The sequence below is a fragment of the Rhodanobacter koreensis genome (assembly GCF_054782855.1).
Map to the genome: position 1 here is coordinate 940,979 of NZ_BAAGRR010000001.1, position 11,864 is coordinate 952,842.

The 11,864-nt window shown below is 54.1% G+C and carries 9 protein-coding genes; 5 read left to right on the forward strand and 4 right to left on the reverse strand.

Annotated elements, in window-relative coordinates:
• Positions 1-115 precede the first annotated feature (115 nt).
• The 3 genes from ACYVKM_RS04000 to ACYVKM_RS04010 are packed head-to-tail and all read right to left on the reverse strand — an operon-like array spanning position 116 to position 5,011.
• Positions 116-1,492, reverse strand: coding sequence for a TniQ family protein (locus ACYVKM_RS04000; RefSeq protein ID WP_460875952.1), 1,377 nt, complete (start codon positions 1,490-1,492; stop codon positions 116-118).
• Entirely contained in the window at positions 1,485-2,519 is a 1,035-nt protein-coding gene (locus tag ACYVKM_RS04005) for an AAA family ATPase (RefSeq protein ID WP_460875954.1), read from the reverse strand. The genes ACYVKM_RS04000 and ACYVKM_RS04005 overlap by 8 nt, the downstream gene beginning before the upstream one ends.
• Positions 2,516-5,011 carry a TnsA endonuclease N-terminal domain-containing protein gene (locus ACYVKM_RS04010; RefSeq protein ID WP_460875955.1) on the reverse strand — a complete coding sequence of 832 codons (2,496 nt, stop codon included), beginning with the start codon at positions 5,009-5,011 and terminating at the stop codon, positions 2,516-2,518. Before ACYVKM_RS04010 ends, ACYVKM_RS04005 begins: the two co-directional genes overlap by 4 nt.
• Positions 5,012-5,794: 783 nt before the next feature.
• Between ACYVKM_RS04010 and ACYVKM_RS04015 the strand changes: the two genes are divergently transcribed.
• Together ACYVKM_RS04015 and ACYVKM_RS04020 are read left to right on the forward strand one after the other, a co-directional pair.
• Entirely contained in the window at positions 5,795-6,319 is a 525-nt protein-coding gene (locus ACYVKM_RS04015) for a hypothetical protein (RefSeq protein WP_460875957.1), read from the forward strand.
• 360 nt (positions 6,320-6,679) lie between these two features.
• The gene (locus ACYVKM_RS04020; protein WP_460875958.1) at positions 6,680-7,435 is read left to right on the forward strand and encodes a hypothetical protein; all 756 of its coding nucleotides are present in this window, start codon (positions 6,680-6,682) and stop codon (positions 7,433-7,435) included.
• 175 nt (positions 7,436-7,610) lie between these two features.
• Here the strand turns inward: ACYVKM_RS04020 and ACYVKM_RS04025 are convergent, their stop codons facing one another.
• On the reverse strand, positions 7,611-8,747 hold the full coding sequence (locus ACYVKM_RS04025; protein WP_460875960.1) for a hypothetical protein: 1,137 nt from the start codon (positions 8,745-8,747) through the stop codon (positions 7,611-7,613).
• Positions 8,748-9,149: 402 nt separating this feature from the next.
• On the opposite strand from ACYVKM_RS04025, the gene ACYVKM_RS04030 reads away from it, so the two are divergent.
• Genes ACYVKM_RS04030 through ACYVKM_RS04040 form a run of 3 tightly spaced genes read left to right on the forward strand, consistent with a single transcriptional unit; the run spans position 9,150 to position 11,732 of the window.
• The gene (locus tag ACYVKM_RS04030) at positions 9,150-9,911 is read left to right on the forward strand and encodes an ABC-three component system protein (protein ID WP_460875961.1); all 762 of its coding nucleotides are present in this window, start codon (positions 9,150-9,152) and stop codon (positions 9,909-9,911) included.
• A complete protein-coding gene (locus tag ACYVKM_RS04035) occupies positions 9,908-10,132 on the forward strand; it encodes an ABC-three component system middle component 7 (RefSeq protein WP_460875963.1) in 225 nt (74 codons plus the stop codon). The genes ACYVKM_RS04030 and ACYVKM_RS04035 overlap by 4 nt, the downstream gene beginning before the upstream one ends.
• Positions 10,122-11,732: a DUF2326 domain-containing protein gene (locus ACYVKM_RS04040; RefSeq protein WP_460875965.1), complete on the forward strand. Its 1,611-nt coding sequence runs from the start codon at positions 10,122-10,124 to the stop codon at positions 11,730-11,732. The genes ACYVKM_RS04035 and ACYVKM_RS04040 overlap by 11 nt, the downstream gene beginning before the upstream one ends.
• Positions 11,733-11,864: the final 132 nt, after the last annotated feature.

Genomic DNA, 11,864 nt, shown 5'->3' on the forward strand with positions numbered 1-11,864 from the left:
CGCTTGCCAAAATGCCGCTTCCCGCCAATGGCGGCTCCTGGCCGATTGCGGTCTTCTGACGGAGTCGTACCCGCGGATGGCACTTATCGGCGTGACCATCGAGACACGTCGAAAATCATAGGTACCCCGCGGCCCGACCTCTCAATAGCATGGTCCTCTCACTCTTTTTAAGCCCCGACGTTTCGCTGAGTGCTTTTATCCTCAAGTGCGTCTTCAGCACTTCGGACACCAAGAGCCTTGCAACATGTTCCTTCACCTCGAAGCTCGCGTGGAGGTAATCCACGAGCTCATCCTGACTGCGGAACTCGCCCCCGAGATAGCGAAGAAATGCACGACCATGAGTGAGCTCTGCTTTCGCCTGCCGCTTCCTGCTCTTGTTAGCCTGACTTACCTGCGCCGCATATTCCTCTTTGTACACCTTGCAAAGAACTGGCTCTCGGTAGCCCAGAAAACCCTTGGAAACACCCAGAGATTGCGCGAATGCAGCGAAGGAAATCAGCGGTTTTTCCGGGTACGCAGAGATCGCTTCGATCAGACGCATGCGGGCGTGCTCGACCACCTCTAGGGTGCGACGTGGCTTGATGCCCTGAGGAAGGGGGTGGCTATCAATCAGTAGCCGACCAGCCGCATTTGCTGCGCCGTAGGGGTCGGCCAACACGTCGGGCAGCTTGACGCCAGCAACATGACAACGCTTTAGCATGGTCGACAGTGTGGGTCTCGCCAGTTTGCGCCACGTCCTCGACGCCGATCGAATGGAGGCCCCTCTTTCGTAGGCAACAAGGGGGCCGGCAAATGACCGAAGCTCTTCACAAAAGATTGAAAACGCCTTGGGCACGGTTGCGCAAAGTGACCCATCAGCGATGGCCTCAATCAGCGCCCTGCAGTCGCTTTCGCCGAAAGGCGGGCGTGTAGCTCTAGTCCAGGTTTTAGGGTTCTGCACCAGCGACCCGGCACACTTTGCACAGCAAGACATGCCCGCCTTGGGATGGTAGGCAAGTTGATGTTTGCCACAGCGGTGACACGTGTTCTCCAGAGCTACTTGATGTATCGGGCAGCGCTCAACGGCAGCGATAGCCCATAACAACTTGTCGTAGTAAGGCTCGCCGCGCCGATCAGCCCAATACATGCAAGCTGGGCACCATGCTCGGCCCTTTCTTAGCGCTCCGTGCGCAACAGCATCGGCTGCGTTGCGGAGAGGAAGCAGAGTCGTACGATAAAGTTCCGCTTGACGAGCCGCGGCCGAGACAACCCTCACGTAGTTCGCAACGGCATCGCCGTAGCCGCACAAGGGCAAGCGGTTCGCTTTATAGAGGAAGACATCTTTGAGAGCGATGGGCTCACCCGTATCGCACGCCCACCACTCCGCAAGATGCCTGGCCATCGGGATCATTGTTGTGGCATGGACTGCAGCGAACCGATAGAAGAATGAGTGAAATTGCTCGACATCTTCGGTTCCCCAGCCCAGTGGCTGAAGTGAAAAGTAGTTAGTCATCGGCCAACACCGGACGAGAAGGAAGCGTTCGGTTTGGCTTTCGTTTGAAAGGGCGGGAAGGCGATTTCCGAGGCTCCTGCGATTTCGGTGGACCGTTCCCCACAGATCCGGCTAATTCGCCAGTGGCGATACAGGCAAGTGCCTTTTTGCCGGCATCGATGTCTATCTTGACCGCTCCGTGCTCCTTTCTAAGAGGGAACGCGGCGCGCAGGCGCGTACGATCTATGCTGCAAGATCCACTCAGCGAACGCGCGACCCAAAGAATTTTTTCCAGGAGACCAAAGCAGCCGTTTGTTGCCTCCAGGAGCTGCTCTGCCTCATCCAGAAGAAGCGACTCCGGCTTGACCGTGACATGCTTGCTACAAAATTTCAGGATACGGACCCACTCCGCCAGATCGTCGTTGTTTGCTGCGTAAGGCGCGAGCTCGACACAAACCAGACGGCCGGCGAAGTGTGCGGAGTCAAAGAGCCCTCTGTAAGCAAGCTCGTAACCACCCACCAATACGAGCGTCCGATCGATGGCGCCGATGCATTTGATTGACTGAATGACATTCGCTCGGAGACCAATATTGTTTGTATGGGTCAGGTGGTGGGCCTCGTCGAGCATGACGTACATCGTCGAACGGGCAGCAAGCGCGGCTTCTAGAGCGACCCTCATGGAACCCTCGTCTCTACCACGGGAAGGCCGGTAGTGCTTCAACTCGTCGAATTCCCCAATGTGCTCGTAAATGGGATGCCGGAGCGCCTTGAGGAGTTTCAAGTTCAGATGTTTTGTTGAGATACGTCCGTCTTGGCTCGTCGCCACAACCAGCGACACTAAGGGCATGGCTCCGGGCTCCTCGGTTCGGAGTTCCTGGTTGAGCGTTCTGACAAGTTGCTCGAATATGAGTGACTTTCCGACCTGCGTTGGTCCCACTAAAGCGAGTACTTTCCCGCCTGGTGAACCTCTCACGAGCTCGGTGAATTGGTGTCGGGCGTTCACGAAATGGCGATGCTGGAGTGGTGCAGGAAAGAGCATGGGTTTCATGCCGGCTCCTCATCCATCATCAAGTCATCGACGTCATCCATGCATTGCGAAGTGCGCTCGCCCCTCGCCTTCGGTGAAGCATGAGACGCACCTGTCGCTTTTCTCTTCCCGGCATGGGCGCTACCTATCCCAACTAGAGAATGGAGTGCTGACCTCTTCTCCTCATAGGCTGCCAGCTCAGCATCTCGGGCAAGTGAGGCGGCTAAGCTTCTGAGCTCGTGGTGTTCAGCGGTTCGCCAAATGACCTCCGTGGTGGGGCGCGCGTCATTGATTGCGGCCGACGTGCTTCGACAGACGTGCCACAGACCCGCAAGACACACATAAGCTATGGAACTGTCGAAGGGCTCAATCCTTACTTGAACGTGCTTTTTTGGCCCCCTGTAATCGTAGAGAGCTGGGCTGCCGTACCATGTCCCGTAAACCCTGATACCTCGGCTTGCAACGAGTTGGTAGCAGTTTGCTGGCGCATCTACGGCGCTTTGTATGAGAAACCTGGTGTCGAGGAGGATTCTTCGACCGCTGAACGGAAAAGCAGCGTCACACTTGGCCCGCATGCTCAAGCGTGACTCGATAGCATCAGGTTTAGGCTCGTGGTTGTATCCCCTGAAGGTATATGCGTCCAGAAGGTCGATGAGCTCGTGAAACTTGAGACGCGCTCGCTTGGACGCACTGAGCTTTCCGGACATCTTGCGTGCATGGGCAACTCCTGGGATGAAGCCCGGCAGGCCCCTTGCGAAGTTCTCTTTGAATGCCCCAAAAAGGCGCTCAATTTCCTTGCCGAACCGCGGATCTTCAGGCGGCCTCTGGATCCGTGTCACGGAAAGGCTGGCAAGCAGGGTGGTGAAATGAACGCTATCGAGTTCTGGACCGCCATCGACAACGAGAATTTCCGGCAGCCGCCCATGCCGCGCGACGCAGTCTCTAATGACCATCGCGCAAGAATTTCTGCATGGGGCCTTGTAAGAAAGCCACAACCCCAGGACTTCGCCACTATAGGCGTCGACCATGCCGGTCAACCACGCTCTTTTAGTAATTGGCTTGTCCTTTGCGTGCCCCAGTAGCAAGGCGACGTCGACGTTGTAATGATCTATGTGGGCAATTGAAAAGGCCCTCGTCGGGAGAAGCGTCCGACGGAGGGGATCGATAGATGAAGCAGCGGCGTTACCGGCGCGGCGTCCACCACGCCTTCGCGCGAGATCTGCGTGGCCTCCGTAGTACCGGTAGTGACGGTGAAAGGTCGAGCCTGCAATCGGGCGATCATGATCTTTGATGGAAGAGTTTCGGTAGCGGGAGCAGTACTCCAGGTAGCCGTTGGATGGCGTGGAAAGGTTCGGATCTCCCTTGGTCGCCTCGATGACCTCGTCTAGTAGCTTTTTGTGTTCGACTGAGATCCGAGATCTTCGGTTGCCGCAGCGATCCCAACGAGGAAATAGTGCGCACGGATCACCGCCATGCTCCCGGAGCGTCCTCTTGTATCTGCGCTTCGTTCGCGCTGACTTTTGCGCGAGGCCATCGACCTGATCGATCAGGCCGCACGCTGCGTACCGGGCCGCCACCTCTCCAATGTGCTTTGGATGTGGTGCGTGCTCGGTTGAGACTGATCCTTGAGTGGCGATCGCGTCCTTGAATCGAAAACCCGTATTGCTGAGGAGACTAGGCAACGATGGGTCATGCGAAACCCAGACATCCCTCGGGGAGCTGAGCAGACAATGATCTAGATCAGCATAAATTGCCCCTCGGTCGAGAAGCTGAAACATCGCCGTGCTGTCTTCGATGTGTAGGCGGTCCAGTACCTGACCGATCTGGATGAGATCCGCACTTTGAACCATGTTCGCGATGCGCTCCCGAAGGCGCGCAAGACGGGGAGTGTCATCAAAAGAACGAACAGCTATCAGCGTTCGCAAGTTGTCTGCACGTACTGCGGAGGTCGCGCTATTCGCAATGACGCGATGTTGGATGCCCAATCTTTCAAAGTAGGCCCGTGCCGGCGCATAGACGATCTTTCCGGACTCCTCATACCAATCAGCCTTCCTCTGTCTACAGTTGGACTCGATCGCTTCATCTGCCTTGACTTCATAGACTGCGACATGATCTTCGTGGACAACCAAGAAGTCGGGTGTGTGGGTAGTCCGAGTTCTAACCCCTGCTTTGTTGGTGATGAGGAGCGGAACACCTTGGGGTTGGTCATAGATGGCGATGACATCCCCTCGCCGCAACATCTCCAGCAGGAAGAAGTATTCCCCCGATCCGGATTCCATCTGAAGCACGACGCCCAGATGAGGAATGGGTATGTCGCCGACCAGATTGCGGACACGGTGCTCGCCCACCGAGCGGCTGGGAGGAGATGACGCCACAGACATCACATAGGCCTCGCCTTCTTCCGCTAGCGCCATGCGGCCTATGTGATCGCGTAGCGCTTCAAGGCTCGATGACGAGAAATGTGTGTTCGATACAAAGTTATGCTGTTGCACTGACACGTCGATCAAGTTCATCTTCAGGTCCTCGCTGCGGCGCCAAGTAGGGCGCTCGATCGAATACACGAAGTCACAGTTGCGACATGCCCGTCATACTCGTTGCTGACAAAAGTCGCGCTGGGCCGCCTCTCACCGAATTTCGAGAAAGGGGCTTGACTTCGAGGGGATTGACTTCGATGGACTAGGCTCTGAAGATTAGACGAGCGGTTGCTGCAAGTACCCGCCAAATCGAGGAGCTCCGCATGTCAGTGCGGGGCTCTTCTTGTTTCAGCGCCCGAAATCGTTGGCGCTATCCGCTCATGTCGTTGCCCTCCACTCTGGACGGTCGTGTGACTTGGGACGTGAGCGACGCTTCCAACCACGCCTTGACCACATGGGTGGCTGCAAACCAGCCACGGCGCCCTGGTAGTTGAAACATTTCGATAGGTAGACGGCCAGCCTGTCTGGCCTTGCTGAGCGCTTCACCGGATCGAAACCCCATGAGGCGCGCCGTTTCGGCCGCGCTGAGAATTGGGGAGCGCGGTAAGTACAGCTCTAGACCGACTTGGGGCACGTGGCGCTCGAGCATCGATGCGTCCCTCCGTCCAGTTCTGTCCGGATAGGGCGGCCCTAGCTGGCTCAGCAAAGACCAACCCCGCAATTCAGCGTAGACTGGCACTGACGGCAAACTTTTACAATAACTCATTGATTAGACTGATATATATATCAGTCTAGAATTCTTCATCGATTGAGTCGCAGGCTGCTACAAGCTATACATCTTCTAGATGAAGAGTTTGACGCCGAACTTCTGTCGGGGTGTTCATGAGCTACGTCGAGAGGATGAAAAATCTGCCGCTGGAAGCCATCGAGGCACCTGCGCGCGACGCTGTCGTCGATGCGATCCAGGGCACTCACGCGCTCGGCCTTGCGACGTGCCATAGCGATGGTGGCGGTGCCTACTACCTCTATCCCGACGGCTCGAAGCGTTATCAGACGGAAGCGGATCGCCAGCGCACAGCACGCTACCTTCGTGCAGCACGTTCGCTTAGCGATTACTTTGGGCTAGAAGAGGCTGTTTCGCTTACGAGGCAGAAGGGCACGACAGTCCGCATACCCGACAAGGCCGGCGTCGCCAAGTTACACCCCGATGAACTCTCCGCCATGCTGGATTGGTGGACGGATAGCCCAAAGGAATTGCGCCCAACGCGTCAAATCCTGCAGCGAGTGCTCGCGGTGCTTGAGGATCGACTCGACCCCACCGAGTTGGCAGGACCGCAGCCGCTACCTACTGGCACTCGGCTCTTGATCGACCGGGTGCGAGGCATGTTGCTTTCTTCAGCCGGGTGACCATGCCCACAACCGACTTGATCCTACTAAAACGCGCCCCCCTTTGATGTGTGGCTTACTTCTGTCGCGAGGATCGCTTCCTTCCCGTCGCATTGGACGCGGAGGACCATACAATGAATGGGTAGTCCACTGCCGCGCCAATGGGTATCTTTCGCCGTCACAATATCTACTGACGCGCCAAAGGGTGGGAGCCAGGGTTCCCCTGCCTAAGCGTTTGGGCCTTATTCGGCTAGTGAATATGAAGATCACGGCCGAAGCGGCGTTATATCTAGACGGGCCACATTAAGAGTAAGGCCGTTGAAAAAGGGAATCTCGGTGACGAACGGAAGATGGTGGGAGTTCTACTTTGTCAGGTACGCAATGGGCACCGTAATCGGCGCCCTGGTTGTCACCAACCTCATGCATATCGATCCCGCACTAAACCGAGTGCTTGAGCGACTCTTGGTTGGGCTCGATGGCGGCTCACGTTTCGCTGCGCTTGGCGGCCTTGGCCTTGTCTATTGTTATGTGTCTAGTATTCCGATACTGGTTTTTCATGCTGGTCGCTCGCTTCTTCCAATTGGCGTCCGACCTGTCAAGCGGACCAAATTGCGCAAGCTATACGAAGAAGCACTACCGGCGCTGTTTACGGTCATGGTGTACGCCTTCTCAGCACTGTATGTTTTCGGGGCATTAGAACTGCTGCGTTCGCCGGAGCTTGATAAACGAATCGCAAACTTGAGCTTCTTTGCTTTCATCTTCACCATCATGGTACCCGTTGGCCTAACCTTTTCCTTGATCTTCTTCCGAAACAGGTCGTACCAGTTCTATAAGCAACTTTCTAAAGCAAGGGCGCGCCAAGGTGACGCGGGCGAACTGATTACATCGTATAGACACCTCAGAGAGCATGGCAATTCAATATTCATTGTTGCACTTGAGGCTGTCTTTGGCCTGACGATGCTTAGTGCGTACCGGGTGGCATCAAGTTTAAAGCACGAGCATACAGGCCTGATTTATGCCCCGCAGTTTTACCTTTACGGCGTTATTGCGATGGCTTGGATCTTGCCCGGAGTTGCTGTCTGGCTGTTCGCAACCTTGATTGAGAACGAATTCGTACGGGATCCCATGTGGCCCTAGTGGCCACAACATCCTCGCCGCGAAGACTTTGGCCAACGACAATCGCGAGGCACTCGCGCCTGAAGTTGTCGGCCGCCGCGAGGCTGATGACGCTCATCAGCCCGGCGCATGGCGCCTTCATCCAACTCGCTGTTCGATCTGCATCTGTCAGGACTAGCATCCAGCAGCGCATGCGCTAATACAGTGTATTCTCAGTCATGAGCTGCCATAGCTGCTTACGATCCATCGCCCGCCCATTCAAGATGACTTCGCCGAACGTGTCATCGACGATGCGGCGAGGGCCATCACCTTCATAGACGTGCACGTGGATGCCGTGCTCCTGGGGACGGTCCGCGGTCCATAGGACTGACGGAGTCGATGACCACATATCAAAGTGGTGATCAGCATATTCGTCGAGATTGAGCTGCCGGTCCGGCGTTACATAGGTGTTGCTGTTGTTGAACTGGTCGTGGAGCGGCTTGAGGGGCGTTGAGACGATTTTCTCGCCACTCCAAATGCTGTCGTTGCCGCAGTTTCCGCAAAAGTGCTTGGCATGCGGAGTACGTGCAAAGCTCCCAAGATCGAGGTGAGGATATCCACACTTCTTGCAGGTGACGCAGGACGTTTCATACCCCAATTCGAGGGAACGAACGAATTCGAACGCAGCAGGCGGCGTTACTTGGATCAACGTTATGTCAGTACTCGCGAAAAGACCAGCGTCCTGGTTGTACGAACACACGATCGCATCAAAGTCCCGATCCAGCACCTTCTTGTCAGCACCCGAGAATCGCTTATGCACGTGAATCTTCGGCGCGCGCTTCACAATTGGTCTACTAGAGATCGCCGGCGGCAATGAGCACCAGATTCCTATTTCTTCGTATTCGTTGAACTCGACTTCGAGAGGATCGACGACGTAGCTCATTTCCATCAAGTGGTTGCTGCATAGCACCTCACCCGATTCTGGCAGGGCCGCAATGTCAGCCTTCGTGCCCCAGTGAATCTGGTGTGTCTTACAGTACCAACGTTGGGCTCCGTTCCTGAATTTCCCACACGGCACGATATGGCACGGGAGTACCGCGTCGGTCCCGAACTTGCCGTCGAAGTGGCCGAAGACCTCCTCAGAGCTAACGGCTATGTTGCCGATGGTTCTTCCCGGTGCCCAGCAAACAGCGGCCGCAGCGGAGTATTGCTCATGCTCAAATTCGACTTCATCTTCGTCGCCGTGCTTGCGAATGAACTCCTTCCTCGCCATCCCCGTACCGGGATTCGACCATTCACATTCCCAGACCTCTACACGGCCGGTGTCTCTGTTTAGCTTGCGCGAATAGAACATATAAAATCCCAAAACTTGAAATGGCGATGCCTAGTCGAGCCGAGAAGCCTAGCAGGCTGTTGACAATGCTAGTGAACTGGGTGACTTGCCTCTCGGCACCCACTTCTCCCTCGGCTTGGTCACTGAGTCCTCTCCCCTAAAGTTGTAAGCCCTTGCTAATTCGCTGACCCTGGCTATCTCACTGCATCGCGAAGTCAGTGCTTACAGGGGCGGCCCCGCCTCGCCCTGGTTCAGGCACCGGTTGTGTGTGCTTGTCGAGATATACCCCCTCCGTGGGCGCCGAGCGGTTCTGCCCCGTTCCTGCGTACCGCAATGGTCAAATTTCTACCTGTTGTCAATCAATAAGCTAGGCTTAGGCATTCTCACGCGGTAAAGCGGAGGAGCGCAGACAGGGGGCGCATGATGGCGGAGACACGAAGGACTTACAGCGCAGCGGACGAAAACGCCTTCACGACTGAGGTAGATGGCAAGTGCCCGCTTTGCGGAAAAATGCTTTTTTACAAGAAGGGCAAAAGTCACTTCAAGGGATACGAAATTGCACATATCTATCCCCTCAACGCCAAGCCACAAGAAATCCTTGAGCTAAAGGATGAGGAACGCCTTAGTCCCGACCTAAACGCATTCGAGAATCTGATTGCGCTCTGCGTCGCGTGTCACAACCAATTCGATAAACCACGTGAAGCGGCCGAGTACAGGCGCCTAATTGCGATCAAGACGTCGTTAATTCGACGGGCGGAACAGCAGCAAATCCAGACCCAATATCAACTTCAAGAAGATATTGGTCGCGTGATTGAAGGCCTCGACTCACTTACCGTGCTTTTACCCAACGCCGCCTTGAACTACGACCCGAAAAAAATTGATGACAAGCTAGATTTAGGCATGCCTCTCTCCACCAAGAACAAAATCAAGCACAACGTTTCTGACTACTACCAATACGTCCGTTTGCGTTTTGAAGAGATGGAACGCGAAACGCCGAACCTGTCGGAACTCATTTCTATCCAGGTCAAAGCCTTTTACACACAACAAAAGACGCTGCAACTATCGCAACACGTTATATTCACGAATGTTGTTAATTGGTTCGTCGCCAAGACCAAGCCCAAGACACTCGAAGCTGCGGAGATAGTGGCTTCCTATTTTGTGCAAAATTGCGAGGTTTTCGAATGATCACGCCAAATAAAGTCGTTGCATTGGGAGAGTCCGCGTTGGGGCTTTCACGGGTAGTGCTCGAGCAGGCACCAGGAGCTGACTCCATCTTGGATCTTCAACATCTTACCTCCAAGCATTTCGAGAGTATCGATCAGTTCCTGCTGACCATCGATCTCCTGTTTGTTTTGGGAAAAATTAGCGTCGATTTCACCACTGGGAAAATTTCCCATGCTGGTTGAGATTCGAGCCGACGTCTTTCGCCAAGGACCGGTGGTATTCCAAGAGGGTCTAAACGTCATTCTAGGTGACGAGAATGCAACGAATTCGATTGGAAAATCCACCTTACTGATGATCGTCGATTTTGCTTTTGGCGGGAATTCCTTACTCGATCATAATAAGGATTTGGTGGTAGAATTAGAACATCACTATTACTTTTTTACCTTTAATTTCGAAGACGAAAAATATCGATTCAGGCGCGGAACTAACGATCCCGAGCTAGTTTATCGCTGCACGGCAGATTTTACGCCCGAAGGTGCGATGACCGTCGAGGACTACACGGCCTTTTTGAAGGCGAGCTACGCTATTGGATTGGAAGACCTTTCTTTTCGCTCGCTGGTTGGGCTGTACATGCGGGTCTGGGGAAAAGAGAACCTGGACGTACATCGCCCTTTGCATGTTGTTCCTAATCAGGCGGCTTCTGAGTGCGTCAATAACTTGCTGAAGACTTTTGGCAGATATGATGAGATTCGGGAACTTACTATTGAGTTGGCTCGAAAGAACGACGAGCGCGACGCACTTCAGAAAGCCTTTCGAAAGCAAATTGTCCCAAAGATTGGGAAAAGAGAGCATAAGGCGAATGCTGAGCGAATTGCTCAGATGGAGCTGGAAATTGAAGAAATAAAAGAAAATCTGGCGAAATTTGCAACGAATATCGGAGAACTGGCCAATCGCGAGGTTCTTGAGCTAAAAATCCAAAAGGATAAGCTTCTCGCAAGCAAGTTGATCTTAGAAAGCAAGCTGGCTCGGATCAAAGGCAACTTGCAAAACAACAGACATGTTAAGAGTGCAAGCTTTGAAGGCTTGGTCAAGTTTTTCCCCTCAATCAACCAGGAAAGATTAGCCGAGGTCGAGGAGTTTCATAGCAAACTTGTTGGGCTACTTCGCTCTGAGTTGAAGGCCGCGGAAAAAGAGTTGCAGGCACAGATGGAGAGAGTTGCCACAGGAATATCTGAGATTGATTCTCGCCTTGGAGATGTACTGAAAGCAATTGATCAGCCTGCGCTGGTTGTGGATCGGGTCTACAACCTTGCCAACAAGTTAAGCACAGCGAGGCACGAAAATAATCTGTTTGACACTGCCGAGAAGTTCAAAGACGAAGTGAAAGAGCTTAAAGATCGCCTCTCGGCCGGCAAGCAAAAGGTGCTCGATTTGGTACAGAGACAGGTCAACGACGAGCTACGACGGATCGTATCCCTAGTATTCGGTCCCGAGCGAAAGAGTCCGCGGCTAGAACTCCGGGAGAATAGCTACACATTTGAGGTTTACGAGGACACTGGCACCGGAACCGCTTATGCCGGCTTGGTTATATTCGACCTGGCAGTGTTTTTGCTGACCGCCCTTCCTGCGATCGCTCACGATTCCATTCTTTACAAAAATATTGAGAACGACTCGGTGGCTAAGCTATTCAAGATGTACGCAGGAACGAAGAAACAATCCTTTGTTGCGATTGATGAGATAGCCAAGTACGGAAAGGACACCGTTGATCTGCTCATGGCGAGATGTGTCTTGCAGTTGAGCAATGATTCGGTTCTCTATGTCAAAGACTGGAGAAAGAAATAGGCCATAGTCGATCGCGTTGCTCACTCTGGGTTCCCGGAACCTAGAGGGCTGACAGGTTCAAGTTTGAAAGGAGCAACCTCCATCCGTGATGGCGCTTGCCGATAGCGCATGGCAACCAGGACAGGGACAAAT

What these genes read in the sequence shown, in the direction of transcription:
- ACYVKM_RS04035 (WP_460875963.1), top strand. Translation starts at nt 9,908, where the DNA reads ATGATCACGCCAAATAAAGTCGTTGCATTGGGAGAGTCCGCGTTGGGG.
- ACYVKM_RS04020 (WP_460875958.1), top strand. Translation starts at nt 6,680, where the DNA reads ATGGGCACCGTAATCGGCGCCCTGGTTGTCACCAACCTCATGCATATC.
- ACYVKM_RS04010 (WP_460875955.1), bottom strand. Translation starts at nt 5,011, where the DNA reads ATGAACTTGATCGACGTGTCAGTGCAACAGCATAACTTTGTATCGAAC.
- ACYVKM_RS04000 (WP_460875952.1), bottom strand. Translation starts at nt 1,492, where the DNA reads ATGACTAACTACTTTTCACTTCAGCCACTGGGCTGGGGAACCGAAGAT.
- ACYVKM_RS04015 (WP_460875957.1), top strand. Translation starts at nt 5,795, where the DNA reads ATGAGCTACGTCGAGAGGATGAAAAATCTGCCGCTGGAAGCCATCGAG.
- ACYVKM_RS04040 (WP_460875965.1), top strand. Translation starts at nt 10,122, where the DNA reads ATGCTGGTTGAGATTCGAGCCGACGTCTTTCGCCAAGGACCGGTGGTA.
- ACYVKM_RS04005 (WP_460875954.1), bottom strand. Translation starts at nt 2,519, where the DNA reads ATGAAACCCATGCTCTTTCCTGCACCACTCCAGCATCGCCATTTCGTG.
- ACYVKM_RS04025 (WP_460875960.1), bottom strand. Translation starts at nt 8,747, where the DNA reads ATGTTCTATTCGCGCAAGCTAAACAGAGACACCGGCCGTGTAGAGGTC.
- ACYVKM_RS04030 (WP_460875961.1), top strand. Translation starts at nt 9,150, where the DNA reads ATGGCGGAGACACGAAGGACTTACAGCGCAGCGGACGAAAACGCCTTC.